At 69.1% G+C, this 15,329-nt stretch carries 15 protein-coding genes; 10 read left to right on the top strand and 5 right to left on the bottom strand.

Annotation, left to right across the window (positions count from 1 at the left end; all coding sequences use genetic code 11):
• Positions 1-8: 8 nt before the first annotated feature.
• From JUB11_RS33350 to JUB11_RS07235, 4 genes are all read left to right on the top strand, one after another.
• Complete coding sequence (locus JUB11_RS33350) at positions 9-890, top strand: ATP-binding cassette domain-containing protein (RefSeq protein ID WP_207457987.1); 882 nt, start codon at positions 9-11, stop codon at positions 888-890.
• A 3-nt stretch (positions 891-893) separates the two neighbouring features.
• Positions 894-1,604, top strand: a complete 711-nt coding sequence (locus JUB11_RS07245) for an ABC transporter ATP-binding protein (protein ID WP_207457793.1) — start codon at positions 894-896, stop codon at positions 1,602-1,604.
• On the top strand, positions 1,604-1,948 hold the full coding sequence (locus JUB11_RS07240; RefSeq protein ID WP_207457791.1) for a DUF6867 family protein: 345 nt from the start codon (positions 1,604-1,606) through the stop codon (positions 1,946-1,948). The genes JUB11_RS07245 and JUB11_RS07240 overlap by 1 nt, the downstream gene beginning before the upstream one ends.
• A 157-nt stretch (positions 1,949-2,105) precedes the next feature.
• Positions 2,106-3,203, top strand: coding sequence for a branched-chain amino acid ABC transporter substrate-binding protein (locus JUB11_RS07235; protein ID WP_207457789.1), 1,098 nt, complete (start codon positions 2,106-2,108; stop codon positions 3,201-3,203).
• Between the two features lie 151 nt (positions 3,204-3,354).
• Here JUB11_RS07235 and JUB11_RS07230 read toward each other — a convergent pair whose 3' ends face one another.
• Positions 3,355-3,606, bottom strand: a complete 252-nt coding sequence (locus JUB11_RS07230) for a hypothetical protein (RefSeq protein WP_247886907.1) — start codon at positions 3,604-3,606, stop codon at positions 3,355-3,357.
• Positions 3,607-3,911: 305 nt separating this feature from the next.
• Here JUB11_RS07230 and JUB11_RS07225 point away from each other — a divergent pair, with 305 nt between their 5' ends.
• The 4 genes from JUB11_RS07225 to JUB11_RS07210 all read left to right on the top strand — a co-directional run bounded on the left by JUB11_RS07225 (position 3,912) and on the right by JUB11_RS07210 (position 6,261).
• Positions 3,912-4,121 (top strand): hypothetical protein, encoded by a 210-nt coding sequence (locus JUB11_RS07225; RefSeq protein WP_207457786.1) that lies wholly within the window; start codon positions 3,912-3,914, stop codon positions 4,119-4,121.
• Between the two features lie 7 nt (positions 4,122-4,128).
• On the top strand, positions 4,129-4,857 hold the full coding sequence (locus JUB11_RS07220; RefSeq protein ID WP_247886906.1) for a TIGR04283 family arsenosugar biosynthesis glycosyltransferase: 729 nt from the start codon (positions 4,129-4,131) through the stop codon (positions 4,855-4,857).
• A gap of 25 nt (positions 4,858-4,882) precedes the next feature.
• Entirely contained in the window at positions 4,883-5,521 is a 639-nt protein-coding gene (locus JUB11_RS07215; RefSeq protein ID WP_207457784.1) for a TIGR04282 family arsenosugar biosynthesis glycosyltransferase, read from the top strand.
• 95 nt (positions 5,522-5,616) lie between these two features.
• A complete protein-coding gene (locus JUB11_RS07210; RefSeq protein ID WP_207457782.1) occupies positions 5,617-6,261 on the top strand; it encodes a response regulator transcription factor in 645 nt (214 codons plus the stop codon).
• Here the strand turns inward: JUB11_RS07210 and JUB11_RS07205 are convergent.
• Entirely contained in the window at positions 6,184-7,737 is a 1,554-nt protein-coding gene (locus tag JUB11_RS07205) for an ATP-binding protein (protein ID WP_211112451.1), read from the bottom strand. The genes JUB11_RS07210 and JUB11_RS07205 overlap by 78 nt on opposite strands.
• Positions 7,738-7,924: 187 nt before the next feature.
• On the opposite strand from JUB11_RS07205, the gene JUB11_RS07200 reads away from it, so the two are divergent.
• Complete coding sequence (locus tag JUB11_RS07200) at positions 7,925-8,362, top strand: DUF4383 domain-containing protein (protein WP_207457780.1); 438 nt, start codon at positions 7,925-7,927, stop codon at positions 8,360-8,362.
• 124 nt (positions 8,363-8,486) lie between these two features.
• The gene (locus JUB11_RS07195) at positions 8,487-11,972 is read left to right on the top strand and encodes a DEAD/DEAH box helicase (protein ID WP_207457778.1); all 3,486 of its coding nucleotides are present in this window, start codon (positions 8,487-8,489) and stop codon (positions 11,970-11,972) included.
• Here JUB11_RS07195 and JUB11_RS07190 read toward each other — a convergent pair.
• From JUB11_RS07190 to JUB11_RS07180, 3 genes are all read right to left on the bottom strand, one after another.
• Entirely contained in the window at positions 11,927-12,604 is a 678-nt protein-coding gene (locus JUB11_RS07190) for an RNA pseudouridine synthase (protein ID WP_207457776.1), read from the bottom strand. The two genes, JUB11_RS07195 and JUB11_RS07190, sit on opposite strands and share 46 nt — an antisense overlap.
• Before the next feature lie 205 nt (positions 12,605-12,809).
• Entirely contained in the window at positions 12,810-14,444 is a 1,635-nt protein-coding gene (locus JUB11_RS07185; protein ID WP_207457774.1) for a fumarate hydratase, read from the bottom strand.
• A 203-nt stretch (positions 14,445-14,647) separates the two neighbouring features.
• Positions 14,648-14,878, bottom strand: a complete 231-nt coding sequence (locus tag JUB11_RS07180; RefSeq protein ID WP_207457772.1) for a DUF1127 domain-containing protein — start codon at positions 14,876-14,878, stop codon at positions 14,648-14,650.
• Positions 14,879-15,329: the final 451 nt, after the last annotated feature.

Genomic DNA, 15,329 nt, shown 5'->3' with positions numbered 1-15,329 from the left:
CGAACCACATGACCAGCAACAACACGGCCGGCGCGCCGCTGCTCACCGTCGAGCACCTCACCATGCGCTTCGGCGGCCTCGTCGCGGTGAACGACGTGTCCTTCGAGGCCCGCGGCCGGGAGATCACCGCGGTGATCGGCCCGAACGGGGCCGGCAAGACCACGCTGTTCAACTGCATCACCGGCTTCTACTCGCCGACGGTCGGGCGGATGACGCTCCGCCATCCCGACGGGAAGAGCTTCCTGCTGGAGCAGATGCCGGGCTTCCGCATCTCGCAGAAGGCGGGCGTGGCGCGGACCTTCCAGAACATCCGCCTGTTCGGCGGCATGAGCGCGCTCGAGAACCTGATGGTCGCGCAGCACAACAAGCTGATGCGCGCCTCGGGCTTCGGGGTCGCCGGTCTGTTCGGCCTGCCGTCCTACAGCCGTGTGGAGAAGGAATCGGTCGAGCTGGCCAAATACTGGCTCGACCGCGTGCGCCTGACCGAGCTGGCGGACTGGCAGGCGTCGAACCTTCCCTACGGCGCCCAGCGCCGTCTGGAGATCGCGCGCGCCATGTGCACCGAGCCGGTCCTGCTCTGCCTGGACGAGCCGGCCGCCGGCCTCAATCCCCGCGAGTCCGCCGACTTGGCGGAGATCCTCACCTACATCCGCGACAAGCACGAGACGGGCGTGCTGCTGATCGAGCACGACATGAGCGTGGTCATGAAGATCTCCGACCATGTCGTCGTGCTGGATTACGGACGGAAGATCTCCGACGGCGATCCGGACTTCGTGAAGAACGACCCGGCCGTGATCCGCGCCTACCTCGGCGAGGAGGAGGACGAGGAGCTGCCGCCGGAGGTCGCCGCCGATCTCGGCGCGGAACTGCATGACGGAAAGGGGGCCTGAGCCATGTTGACGGTATCGGGCGTTCATACCTTCTACGGCGCCATCGAGGCCCTGAAGGGCGTCGACATCGAGATCGGCGAAGGCGAGATCGTGTCGCTGATCGGCGCGAACGGAGCCGGCAAGTCCACGCTGTTGATGACCATCTGCGGCAACCCGCGCGCGCGGGCCGGCCGGATCATCTTCGACGGCGAGGACATCACCCACCTGCCGACCCACCAGCTGGTCCGGCGCGGCATCGCGCAGAGCCCGGAGGGGCGGCGCATCTTCCCGCGCATGTCGGTGCTGGAAAACCTCCAGATGGGCGCCATCGCCTCGCCGCCGAAGGGCTTCGACCGCGACCTGGAAGAGGTCTTCACCCTGTTCCCCCGCCTGAAGGAGCGCATCAACCAGCGCGCCGGCACCATGTCGGGCGGCGAGCAGCAGATGCTCGCCATCGGCCGCGCGCTGATGAGCCAGCCGCGCCTGCTCCTCCTGGACGAGCCGTCGCTGGGGCTGGCGCCGCTCGTGGTGAAGCAGATCTTCCAGGCGATCAAGGACATCAACCGCGAGCGGAAGATGACCGTCTTCATGGTGGAGCAGAACGCATACCACGCGCTGAAGCTGGCCCACCGCGGCTACGTGATGGTCACCGGCCGGGTCACGATGAGCGGCACCGGGGCGGAGCTGCTGAGCAACCCGGAGGTGCGCGCCGCCTATCTCGAGGGAGGTCACTGATGGACGGGCTGCTCGGCGCGTCTCTGCCCGTCTTCATCGGGCTGACGCTGGTCGTCTTCGGCGGCGGCGCCTTCCTGACCGGCCAGACCCTGGCCCAGGGCTGGAAGCCGCAATGGATGGTGCTGCTCTACGCGATCCTCCTCGGGGTCGGGGACCGGTTCCTGGTCTTCGCGCTGTTCGGGGGCGATCTATTGTCGGTGTACGGCTTCCTCGTCCACACGGCGGTCCTGGGCGTGATCGCCCTTGCCGCCTACCGGATGAGTCTGGCGCGCCGCATGGTCAGGCAGTACCCTTGGCTCTACGAACGATCCGGTCCCTTCGGGTGGCGGAGCATCAAGGGGTAAGAAGGAACACGGCCGGCCCCGCGCCGGCCGGACAGGCGACGGTCCCGGCCTTACCGCCGGCCGGTGCCGCGAAAACAGGAAGGCTAACCTCCGCATTCCCGTGGGCGGGTCCCGTGGGGCTTCGAGCGATCACTTCATCTTGGGAGCGACTGACGTCATGAAGTTCAAGCTTTCCCTTCTGGCCGCTGCTGCGGCGACCGTACTTTCCACCTCCGCCTACGCCGACATCGTGATCGGCGTGGCCGGCCCGATGAGCGGTTCCGAGGCGAGCTTCGGCGAGCAGTTCCGGAAGGGCGCGGAACAGGCCGTCGCCGACATCAACGCCGCCGGCGGCATCCTGGGTGAAAAGCTGAAGCTCGAAGTGGGCGACGACGCCTGCGACCCGAAGCAGGCCGTCGCCGTGGCCAACGACCTCGCCCGCAAGGGTGCTAAGTTCGTCGCCGGCCACTACTGCTCCAGCTCCTCGATCCCGGCCTCGGCGGTCTACAACGAGGAGGGCGTCCTTCAGATCTCCCCCGGCTCGACGAACCCGAAGTTGACCGAGCAGGGCTTCGACACGGTCTTCCGCGTCTGCGGGCGTGACGACCAGCAGGGCATCGTGGCCGGCAAGTATCTGTCCGAGAACCACAAGTCCAAGGCCATCGCGATCCTGAACGACCAGACCGCCTACGGCAAGGGACTGGCCGACGAGACGCAGAAGGCGCTGAACGCCGCGGGCGTCAAGGAGAAGCTGTACGAGGTCTACACGAAGGGCGAGAAGGACTACTCCGCTCTCGTGTCCAAGCTGAAGCAGGCTGGCATCGAGGTCGTGTACATCGGCGGCTACCACACGGAAGCCGGCCTGATCGCGCGCCAGATGAAGGACCAGGGCATGTCGGCCCTGCTCGTGTCGGGCGACGCCCTGGTTTCGAACGAGTTCTGGTCCATCACCGGTGCTGCCGGCGAAGGCACCATGATGACCTTCGGTCCGGACCCGCGCAGCAAGCCGGAAGCCAAGACGATCGTCGAGAAGTTCCGCAAGACCGGCTACGAGCCCGAGGGCTACACCCTCTACACCTACGCCGCCGTGCAGATCTGGGCCGAGGCCGCCAAGAAGGCCGGCTCCACGGACCCGGAGAAGGTCGCCGCCGCCATGCGCCAGGGCCAGTACAGCTCGGTCATGGGCAACATCGGCTTCGACAAGAAGGGCGATGTGACCTCGCCGGCCTATGTCTGGTACAAGTGGAGCAACGGCCAGTACGCCGAAGTGAAGTGATCCGGTGCGGCCGGCCCTCCGGGGCCGGTGCATGGAAAGAAGCCCGGCGAGCGATCGCCGGGCTTCTTTTATGGGCCTGATCCGATATCGACCTGATCTGGCGTCGTGAGCCCAGCCCTTCGCCGAGGCTTCCATCCGCCGGGGGCTGCCGTCAGGGCGCCGTTGTCTTGGCCAGCGCGGTGGCGCCGACCGCGGCGGCCGCGGCCTGGGTCGGCAGGGGCGGAGCCCGTTCCGACACGAGGCGCTCGCACGTTCGCATCACGTCCCGCCAGAAGGCGGCGGCGCGAAGGTTGTTGGCGGCAGTCAGCTCCACGAGGCGAACGCGGCTGACACGGATGGCGGTCTCGCCCAGCTCTTCCACCAGGCGAGTCGCGAAGAGAAGCGCGTCGTAATCGGTCTTCATACCCTATTGAACGCCATTCGCGCTGCTTTGTTCCAGCGGGCCAAAAGGGAATGACGCACCGCAAAAGGCTGGTCCGGCGTAGGACCGTGCCGGACGCGGGGCCTATCCGTTCTGGAAATGTTGCGGCGCGGCTACAGTCGTCGCGCCGCGAACACGGTCACACAACGGACACTCGCCATGCCACTTCGGTTTCGTGTTTGAATGCGCCGATCGCGGAAGCGGGGATGTTCGCCGTAGATGGTGCCCCCGGGCCCGGCCCGCGTGATGGGCCGGGCATCCGTATGACCGGGTTTTGGAGAAGAGCCATGCGCAGGAAGCGCGAAGTCGTCGAAGGCCAGATGTATCGGAAGCTTGGGCCCGGCGGCGGCGTCTGGGAAGTGATCGCCGTCCGAAAGGACGGGATGGGAACGCAGCACGCCCAGATGCGGCGGACGGACGACCCCAAGACGCTTAAGACGCTCTCGGTGGCGGCGCTCCTGAACGCGCAGGAGTTCGAAACCGTCGCGGAAGCCTGAGAAGGCCATGGCCGCGCCGGGCGGCATGCCGGGTACCGGCCCGGCCGATGACGGCCTGGCCGGTGACGGCGGCGCGCTCGACATCGTCATTCCCAGCCTGAACGCTCGCGCGACGCTCGCTTCCACGCTGGCGGCGGTTGCCGGCACAGGGCAGGTGATCATCGCCGACGGCGGTTCATCCGACGGCACCGCCTCCCTGGCGCGCGCGTCCGGCGCGCTGGTCGTTGAGGCCGCCCGCGGCCGGGGGCAGCAGCTCGCGGTGGGCGCCGCCGCCGGATCGGCTCCCTGGATCCTGTTCCTGCATGCCGACACGCGCCCCCAGCCTGGCTGGCTCGGTGCCGTGGAACGGTTCCAAAGGGATCCGGCGAACCGCGCGCGCGCCGGATACTTCCGTCTCCGCTTCGACAGCGCCCGCCCGGAGGCCCGTCGGGTCGAACGCATGGCGGCGTGGCGCTGCCGCGCCCTGGGGCTTCCCTACGGCGACCAGGGCCTGCTGATCGCGCGTTCCTTCTATGAGGAGCTGGGCGGCCACCGGCCGCTTCCGCTGATGGAGGACGTGGACCTCGCGCGCCGGATCGGCGCAGGGCGGCTCGTGGCGCTCGACGCCGACGCGCTCACCTCGCCGGCCCGCTACGAGCGCGACGGCTGGTGGCTCCGCCCCGCGCGAAACCTCGCCCTCCTGTCCCTCTGGTATGCGGGCCTGCCGCCGCGCATCATCCGCCGCCTGTACGGATAGGGCCAAACGGATAAGAACGAAGAGCATGAACAAGCGGCGGACGGCGTCCCGGCACCTGATCGTCTTCGCGCGGCTCCCCCGGCTCGGGCGGGGCAAGCGCCGCCTCGCCGCTGGGGTCGGCGCGCTGGAGGCGTGGCGCTTCTACCGGACCGCGCTGGGCGAACTGCTCCGCCGGCTCGCGCGCGATCCCCGCTGGACGCTTTGGGTGGCCGTGACGCCCGACCGGGGAGCCGGCGAGGGGCGATGGCCGGCCGGATGCCGGCCGGTCGGGCAGGGGCAGGGCGACCTCGGTGCCCGCATGGCGCGCGCGCTGGCGCGTGCACCGCGTGGACCCGCCGTCATCGTGGGCAGCGACATTCCCGAGATCATGCCCGCCGACGTGGCCGCCGCCTTCCGCGCGCTCGGCCGCCATGACTTCGTCTTCGGTCCGGCGGGCGATGGCGGCTACTGGCTGGTCGGCGCGCGGCGGACGCGCGCCCTGCCGGCCGGCCTGTTCGAGGGCGTGCGCTGGTCGAGCGAGCACGCGCTGGCGGACACGCGGTCCACGCTGCCCCGGCGGCAATCGGCGGGGCAGATCGGCATGCTGGAGGATGTGGACGACGCGGCCGCCTTGCGGCGCTGGCGCGAACGGAGCCGGGTGACGCGGCACCGTGGGCGCGGTTGAAACTATTTCATCGGCCCGCTCATCAAAGGTGGCATACCAAGCCTGGAAAGCGTAATAGTTTCAATGGGGATAGCTTTCACGACCAACGACGCGCCATGCAGGTTCTCATCGCCGACGACCACTCCATCGTACGCAGTGGCCTCACCCATCTCGTCACCGAAATGAATGAGGCGGCGACCGTCCTGACGGCGACCAGTTACGGCCAGATCGGCGAGTTGCTGGACGCCGGCACGGCGCTCGACCTGATCGTCATGGATCTGCGCATGCCGGGCCTTTCCGGGTTGAACGATCTGGAGGCGCTGGTCCGGCGAGTGGCGCCGGTGCCGGTCGCCGTCTTCTCGATGGTGGATTCGCCCGAGGAGATGCGTGCCGTCCTGGCGCGCGGTGTGCGGGCCTTCATCCCCAAATCGACCGACGATGTCCTGATCGTGAACATCCTGCGGCTGGTGATGGCGGGCGGTTCCTATGTGCCGCCGGTCCTCGGCATGGCGGGCGCCGCCGCCCCGGCACCGGCGCCGCTGCCCGCCCATTCGCTGTTCGACGGCCTGACGCGGCGCCAGCTCGACGTGCTGGACCTGCTCGCCAAGGGGCTGTCGAATCAGGAGATCGGGGAGAGGCTGGGGCTGAACCTGTCCACGGTGAAGACGCACGTCACCGGCGTCCTAAAGGCGCTGGGGGTCGGCAGCCGCACCCAGGCGGTCCTGCTGGTCAAGGACGCGGACCGCGACCGTCTCGTCTGAGCGCCGCGCGCGGCTCGCGCGCGGCACCAGCACGCCGAAGACCGAGCCGCGCCCTTCCGCCGACTTCAGGACGAGCGGGTGGCCGAGCAGCCGGGCCAGCCGGTCCACGATGGCGAGGCCGAGCCCGATGCCCTGGCTGCGGTCCCGGTCGGGCCGGTCGAGCTGCACGAACTCCTCGAAGATCCGGCGGACATCGTCCGGCGCGATGCCCTGGCCGCTGTCATGGATCTCGACCGACAGCGCGCCGCCGCGCAGGCGGCAGCCGACCAGGACGCGGCCCCGTTCGGTGTAGCGCACGGCGTTGGCCAGCAGGTTGCGCAGAATGCGCTCCAGCAGCGCCGGGTCGGTCACCACGGCCCGCGAGGTCGCGACCATGCGAAGCTCCAGCCCCTTCGCTTCGGCCTGGGGCCGGAATTCCGACGCGAGCTGTTCGAGCAGGGGCGCCAGCGGGACCTCGACGGGGGCCGGCTCGACCACGCCCGATTCCAGGCGAGAGATCTCCAGGATCTGGTCCAGCAGGCCGCGCATCGACCGTTGCGCCAGCCGCAGGTCGCGCAGCAGCAGGCGCCCGCGCGCGGTGTCCACCTGCCGGTCCAGCATGCCCGTGAACATCCCGATGGCTTCCAGCGGCTGCTTCAGGTCATGGCCGGCATGGGCCAGGAAGCGCGATTTCGCCCGGTGGGCCTGCTCCGCCGCAGTCTTGGCCCCCTGCAGTTCGGCGGTGCGGGCGCGGACCTGCGCTTCCAGCGTTCCGTTCGCCTCCTCAAGGGCCGCCGTCATGCGCCCGATCTCGCCAAACTGCTCTTCCACATGGCGGACCATCGGGCGGAAGATCAGCAGCACCTCGGCGAGCAGGGTCAGCATGGTCAGCGCCAGCGCCGTCACGCCGAGCGCGCGCAGCATGGCGATTCCCTCCTCGCCGGTCTCCTGGTAGCGGGCGACCATCAGGTCCAGCCGGTCGAGCAGGGAACCCAGCGCCTGATCGGCCACGAGGCGCGCCTCCGGCATGTCCGGCGGCAGCGGCTTCCCGGCGGCGTCGAGGATGACGCGCAACGCGGCGATGAAGCGCAGAACCTCCTCGTTCAGCGGCTCCGGCCCTTCGAAATAGAGGTTCCGCACGGCGAGCCCCAGGCCCGGTTCCCCGCCGGTGCCGGTCAGGCGGCGGTGCGTCCGCTCGAAGGTCTCCACGGCCAAGGCCAGCTCCGCCCGGTACCCACGGCGTTCCTCATCCGTGCGCGCATGGTGCATGCGCTCCACGAGCAGGGCCGAGCGCTGCGACAGCATGCGCTGACGACCGGACATGTTGACGACATCCAGCATGTCGGCGTGCTGATTCATGACCTGTTCCGTCATGAAGAAGCCCACCAGCGTGCAGAAGGCGATGATGACCAGCGCCAGGCTGTAGCGCGCCGTCATCCAGCGCGCCGTCATCCCCCGGCCCTTCACCCCGCCGGTCCTCTTCCGAATGCCGTCCATGCGCCGCCCCGTGCCCCGCCGCCGGCGCGCTTCAGGCCCGGTCCCATGTTCTTGACCACAGCTCGGGCGCTGCCGCAAGGGGGCGGGTCCGGGTTGACGGGTGCTTTCTCATCCCATCGGGGAACGCCCGATGCGCGCAGCGTGTTTAAGAGGCAATTCGATCAGAAACCAGTCTTTGGAGGATCTCATGTGGTGGCGTAACGTGACGCTCGTCTATGCCGTGGTCTTCACGGCGGTCGGCCTTGCCGGCTTCATCCCGGCGCTGCTTTCCCCGCCGGCCGATCCGGCCGGGCTGGCGGTGGACAGCTTCCACGGTCATCTTCTGGGCCTGTTCCCGGTGAACGTGCTGCACAACCTCGTCCATCTGCTCTTCGGCCTCTGGGCCTTCTTCGCCTATTTCTCCGGCCGGCTCGCCTCGCGCGGCTACCTGAAGAGCGTCGCCTGGATCTACGCGGCCTTCATGGTCATGGGTCTGATCCCCGGCCTCGACACGATGTTCGGCCTCGTCCCGCTGCACGGCAACGACATCTGGCTGCACGCCCTCCTGGCCATCGTGGCCGGTTATGTCGGCTACTTCGTGCATGAGCGCGACGCCGACCGTGTCCACACCCGCACCCACGCCTGATACCGCTGGAGAGGACCGGACAGCGAATGACATCTTCCATTCTTCTCGTGCCTTACCTGTCCGGATGTGACGAAGGGGGCGCCCGGCAACCGGGCGCCCTTTTTGCTGGCCGGGAGTGGCTTGCATGACGCCTCCCGCCGGCTTGTTGGAAAAGGACCTCCTGGAAAAGGGCCGCCGCGACCTGTTCGGCGTCCCCGAAGGCTATGACGCCTGGGTGCTGGCCGGGCTTGCCGAGGCGGCGGGGCCACGCGGCCTGCTCCACGTCGCGGAGGACGCCCGCCGCCTGGAGCGGCTGTCGCGAAACCTGCGCACCGTGGCCCCCCACATCGAAATCCTGCGTTTCCCGGCCTGGGACACGCTTCCCTACGACCGAGCCTCCCCCTCGGCGCGGGTGTCGGCCCTGCGGCTGGAGGCGATGGCCCACCTCGCCGAGCCCGCAGCCGGACCGCGCATCCTGGTGACGAGCGCCGGCGGCCTGCTGCGCCGGCTGACACCCTGGGAAACACTGTCCGGCGCGGCCTTCCGCCTGTCCGCCGGTGACGCCGTGGACCGCGAGGCCTTGCATGGCTGGCTCTATCACAACGGTTACGTGCCCGCCGCGGAAGCGCGCGAGCCCGGCGATATGGTCTGGAGCGACGACGGGGTGAGCCTCGTGGCGCCCGGCCTCGACGGGACCCTCACGCTGGATTTTCCGGGCGGCAACCTGTCCCGCATCGGACTGGACGGGAGGGAGCTGCCGCGGGCGGCGCTGCTGCCCCTGTCGGAGGTGGTGCTGACCGAAGCCACCATGGGGCGCTTCAGGAACGCCTATCTCGGCGGCGATGCCGAGGCCGAGCGGGATCCGATCTACCAGGCCGTCGCGGCCGGGCGCCGCCTCGCCGGGATCGAGCATTGGCTGCCCTTCTTCGCGGGCGAGACCGACACGCTGTTCGACCGCATGCCGGACGCGCTGGTGACGATGGACGAGGAGGCCGTCACCACGCGCGACTCCCGTCTGGAGCAGGCGCGACTCGCCTTCGAGGCGCGGCGTCGGCAGGTGGCTGTCTCGTCAAAGGCCGGGCTTCCCGTCCACCGCCCGGCGCCGGTCGAGGACGTGTTCCTGGACGTCGATGACTGGGAGGAAGGTCTTGAGGGGCGCGCCGTCATCACGTTGCGCCCCGGAGAGGGCACCGGCGAGGGCGCGCTCGACGCCGGCGGCCGGCGCCTGAACCTTGCCGGAGAGGATGAGGAGGAGCGCATCGCCTCGGCGCGCGGGCAGGGACGCCGCCTGTTCGTGGCGGTGGACGAGCCGGCGCAGCGCCGGGGCATGGTGCGCCACCTGCGCCAGGAGGGCGTGGCTGCCGATATGGCCGACAGCGTCGCGGTCGACGGCGCCGCGCCGGGCATCGGAATCGCCGTGATCGTCCTCGACATCGACGCCGGCTTCACTGGCCCTGACGGTTCTGGCTTCGCCGTCGTGACGCCTCCGGAACTGCTGGGCGAACAGTCGTCGCGCCAGCGCCGGCGGCGGTCCCGGCGGCTTGTGGACGACCTTGCCGCCGAGGCCGCGGAGCTGGCGCCCGGCAGCACCGTCGTCCATCTCGAACACGGCATCGGCCTGTCGGAAGGGTTGGAGAGGATCGACGCGACCGGGGTGCCGCACGACTGCCTGCGCATCGTCTACCGCGACGACGCCAAGAGCTTCGTTCCGGTCGAGAACCTGGACATGCTCTGGCCCTTCGGTGCCACCGACGGGGCCGTGCCGCTTGACCGGCTGGGAAGCGCCGTCTGGACGCAGCGCCGCGACCGGGTGGCCGATTCCTTGCGCGTCGCGGCGGAAACGCTGGTGCGCACGCAAGCCGAGCGCGCGCTGGCCCGCGTCGAGCCGATCCGGCCTGAGCGGCGCGCCTTCCGGAGCTTCGTCAGCCGCTTCCCGCACGAGGAGACGCCCGACCAGCAGGCCGCCATCGACGCGGTGCTGGACGACATCGCCTCCGGCCAGCCGATGGACCGGCTGATTTGCGCCGACGTCGGTTTTGGCAAGACGGAGATCGCGTTGCGCGCGGCCTTCGCGGTCGCCATGGCCGGCCGGCAGGTCGCGGTCGTCGCCCCGACCACCCCCTTGAGCCGCCAGCACGCCGCCGATTTCCGGGAGCGCTTCGCGGGCTTCCCCGTGCGGGTGGAGGAACTGTCCCGTTCCGTCTCTCCGGCGGACGCGCGGGCGGTCAAGGCGGGGCTGAAGAGCGGGGAAATCCGCATCGTCGTCGGTACCCACGCCCTGCTCAGCGCCAGTGTCGAGTTCGATGATCTCGGCCTGCTGATCGTGGACGAGGAACAGCGGCTCGGCGTGAAGCAGAAGGAACGGCTGCGTGCGATCTCCGCCGACACCCATGTGCTGACGATGACCGCGACCCCGATCCCCCGCACCCTCCAGCTCGCCACGGCGGGCCTGCGCGACCTGTCGATCATCGCGACGCCGCCGCTCCGCCGCCGCCCGGTGCGCACCGAATTCCTGGAGTTCGACCCGATCCGCGTGGCCGAGGCCCTGCGGGCGGAGCGGGCGCGCGGTGGGCAATGCTTCTATGTCTGCCCGCGCGTGGAGGATCTGGCAGAGGTCCGCGCCCGGCTGGAGGCGCTGGTGCCCGATTTCCGGATCATTGAGGCGCACGGCAAGATGAAGGCGGAGGCGATGGAGGACGCCATGTCCGCCTTCTCCGAAGGGGCGGGCGACCTGCTGCTCGCCACCAACATCATCGAGACCGGGCTGAACATCCCCAACGCCAACACGCTGGTGGTCCATCGCACCGACCGTTTCGGGCTGGCGCAGCTCCACCAGCTTCGCGGGCGGGTGGGGCGCGCGGCGGTGCAGGGGCGCTGCTGGCTGACGGTCGAGCCCGACCAGGAACTGTCGGAGGCGTCGCGCCAGCGGCTGGAGGTGCTGACCCGGCTCGACCAGCCGGGGGCGGGCTTCGAGCTGTCGGCGCGCGACCTCGGCCTGCGCGGGGCGGGCGACCTGCTGGGGGAAGAGCAGTCCGGCCATATGCGGGAGGTCGGGGCGGAGCTGTTCCAGGAGCTGCTGCGGCAGGCGGTGGAGGCGGCGCGGGCCGGACGGCCGATGCCCGCCATGGTTCACACGCGCGTGAACCTGGGGCAGGCGGTGATGATCCCGGAGAGTTTCATCCGCGACGCCAATCTGCGGCTGGCCGTCTACCGCCACCTCGCCACGCTGAACGACGCGGAGGAGCGGGCGAACTTCGCCGCCGCCCTCGGCGACCGTTTTGGGCCGCTGCCTCCGGAGATGGAGGGGTTCCTCGACCTCGGCACGCTGAAATGCCTGTCGCGGGAGGCGGGGCTGGCCACGCTGGACATCGGTCCGAACGGCGCGCTCTTCGCCTTCCTGGAGGATGGCGGTCCGGACGGGGCGCTGCTCGAAAGGCTGGCGGCGAAGAGGCCGGACGTGAAGCTCCGTCCCGACGGGCGGCTCGTGCTCGTGGCTGGCGACCGCCCGCCGGAAGCCTTCCGCAGCGCGATCCGGCGCCTGCTGCGCGATCTGGTCAGGCTGAAGAAGGAGCCAGCGGGAGCGGGTCAGACGCCGTCGAAACCGCAGGCGGAGAGTGCCGCCAGCATGTGATCCGGCACCGGGGCGGTGGCGCCCACCGCCTCGCGCGCCGGGTAGAGCGGCAGCGAGATGGCGCGGGAATGCAGATGAAGCGGCTTTCCCGCCGGGCCACCATATTGCGGATCGCCCAGCAGCGGGCAGCCCAGCGACGCGCAATGGACGCGGATCTGGTGCGTGCGCCCGGTGTGCGGATTCAGCTCCAGCCAGGTCATGCCGTTGCCGCGTCCGCGCACGCGGTAAGTGGTTAGCGCCGTCTGCCCGGTGGGATCGGTGACGATGCGCCAGCCGCCGCTCTTATTGGAGACCTTCAGCAGGGGCAGCTCGATCCGCCCCTCTTCTTCCGGAGGGGAGCCGGCGACCACGGCCCAGTAGGTCTTGTCCACGCGCCCCTCCTGGAACAGCTTGCCCAGCTTGCGCAGCGCCTTGGCGTGCCGCCCCAGGATCAGGCAGCCCGACGTGTCCCGGTCCAGCCGGTGCGCCAGCCCCGGCGGCTTCGGGAAGCCGTAGCGCAGGGCGTCGAAATGCCGCTCAAGATTCGGCCCGCCCCCCGGCCCCGCATGGACCGGCAGCCCCGCCGGTTTGTCGATGATGAGCATCAGCCCGTCACGGTAGAGGATGCGGGCCTGGATCTGTTCGGGGGTCATGGAGGTGCTTCTGGTAAGGCGCTAAAAACCCTCTCCCCGCCGGGGAGAGGAAGGGGCCCAAGCCGTCAGGCTTGGGAAGGTGAGGGCCGGCGTCCCTTGGGACGCCGCAAATGGCCTTCAAGGCCATTTGCCTGAGTTTGCACCCGCACCCTAACCCTCTCCCGGGACGGGAGAGGGGAAAAACAAATGCTTCCTCGAAAAGACATCAGCCCAGCTTCAGTTCCTGGAAGAAGTCGTTGCCCTTGTCGTCCACGACGATGAAGGCCGGGAAGTTCTCGACCTCGATGCGCCAGATGGCTTCCATGCCGAGTTCCGGATACTCGATGCATTCCACCTTCTTGATGCAGTTCTCGGCGAGGTTGGCGGCCGCACCGCCGATGGAGCCGAGATAGAAGCCGCCGTGCTTCTTGCAGGCCTCGGTCACCTCGCGGGAGCGGTTGCCCTTGGCGAGCATGACCATGGAGCCGCCGGCGGCCTGGAACTGGTCCACGAAGCTGTCCATGCGCCCGGCGGTCGTCGGGCCGAAGGAGCCCGAGGCGTAGCCTTCCGGCGTCTTGGCCGGGCCGGCATAGTAGATCGGGTGGTTCTTGAAGTATTCGGGCAGCCCCTCACCGGCGTCGAGCCGCGCGCGCAGCTTGGCGTGGGCGAGGTCACGCGCCACGATCAGCGGGCCGCTGAGCGACAGGCGGGTGCGGATCGGGTACTGGCTCAGGGTGGCGAGGATCTCGTTCATCGGCCGGTTCAGGTCGATGTTCACCACCTCGTCGGACAGGTTCTCGCCCGTGATCTCCGGCAGGTACTTGGCGGGCTCGGTCTCCAGCTGCTCCAGGAAGATGCCCTCGCGGGTGATCTTGCCCACCGCCTGGCGGTCGGCCGAGCAGGACACGCCGATGCCGATCGGCATGGAGGCACCATGGCGGGGCAGGCGGATGACGCGGACGTCATGGCAGAAATACTTGCCGCCGAACTGCGCGCCGATGCCCATGTACTGGGTCAGCTTGTGGATTTCCGCTTCCATCTCCAGGTCGCGGAAGGCGTGGGCGCCCTCGGAGCCCTGCGTCGGCAGCCCGTCCAGGTAGCGGGCAGAGGCCAGCTTGACCGTCTTCAGGTTCTGCTCGGCGCTGAGGCCGCCGATGACCACCGCCAGATGGTAGGGCGGGCAGGCGGCGGTGCCGAGATAGCGGATCTTGTCTTCCAGGAACTTCAGCAGCCGGTCCGGCGCCAGCACCGACGGAGTCGCCTGGTGCAGGAAGGTCTTGTTGGCCGACCCGCCGCCCTTCGCCATGAACAGGAACTTGTAGGCGTCCTCGCCCTCCTCGAAGATGTCGATCTGGGCGGGGAGGTTGTTCCGGGTGTTCTTCTCCTCGTACATGGAGATCGGCGCGAGCTGGCTGTAGCGCAGGTTGCGCTTCAGGTAGGCGTCGCGGGCGCCCTCGGACAGGGCGGCCTCGTCGGCGCCCTTGGTCCAGACGCGCCGGCCTTTCTTGCCCATGATGATGGCGGTGCCGGTGTCCTGGCACATCGGCAGCGTGCCGGCGGCGGCGATGTTGGCGTTCTTCAGCAGGTCGAGCGCCACGAAGCGGTCGTTCGGCGTCGCTTCCGGATCGTCGAGGATCTTGCGCAGCTGGGCGAGGTGGCCCGGGCGCAGCAGGTGGTTGATGTCCATGAAGGCCGCCTCGGCCAGGAGGCGCAGCGCCTCCGGATCGACCTTCAGGACCTCCTCGCCGTCGAACTCCACGACCGACACATGGTCGGAGGACAGCTTGCGGTAGGGCGTCGTGTCCTTCGCCAGGGGGAACAGGCTGTTGTAGCCGCTGGCGAGGCTAAGATCGTCGGGCATCGGGGCTTCCTTCGTGTCGCGTCCAGTCGTGTCGCGTATCGCGTTCGTTCTGGCCGCCCGAGGCTTCCCGCCGGCGCCGCGATTCCTTTCGAAGGCGGCGCGCGGGTCGGGAAAAGGGCGGCGTTTCCGGCCAACCTTATACACCCGCCGCGCGCCTGCACAATGCCCGCTCAATCAAGGCGGGCGGGGGTGCCGGCGGCGTGTCAGGCCGCGTCGCTGGACCGGAGATTCCGGTTCGCCAGCCTGGGGATGTCGCCGCGGCTGATGCCGATGTCCGCCAGTTCGCGGTCGGTCATGCCGTAGAGTTCGTCCTTCGCGTGGCTCAGCTCGATCCGCTCGCGCAGATAGTTGAGGAGGCGAGCAATCAGTGACGGTTTGTTCTGGTTGCTGGCCTTCAGCGTGACGAACGTTTGGTCCATGGAGGAGTAGGACATGGTCTTGTCTTTCTGGTCTTCCTGATCTCTTGGACGAATATTTGCTCCTTCGCGTGCGCGGAATCAACGGAAGCCGCAATGCCCGGCCAGTAAGGGAGGATTGCGTTTGCGCCATGAATGCGCGCGCATTTGTCGCTGGACGCGACGCCTTGGCGGGCCAGCGTGTGCAATCCCCTCCCGCCCATGACTTCATGAACGGAATTTCATCATCCCGACACGAAACGGACAGGCGGGTGGCGCTACCGTCCTTCTCGTGACGGCGCCGATTTCGCTGATGGACGCTGTTGCAAGGCCGGCGGCCCTCCCCCCGCCGCCGGCACCTTCGCGGTGCGGCCCTTCCCCCCCGGCCGTGCCGCCATCGTGAAGGGATGCAGGGCGACGGACCGGCTGGTTTCCCCCCGCCTTTTCCAGCCGGTCCTCCTGCATCCCCTCATGTCCTTGTCATTGCTTC

This window comes from Azospirillum sp. SYSU D00513, assembly GCF_017356015.1.
In the GTDB taxonomy this organism is placed as follows: domain Bacteria; phylum Pseudomonadota; class Alphaproteobacteria; order Azospirillales; family Azospirillaceae; genus Azospirillum.
This window is presented reverse-complemented; position numbering and strand designations above follow the sequence as displayed.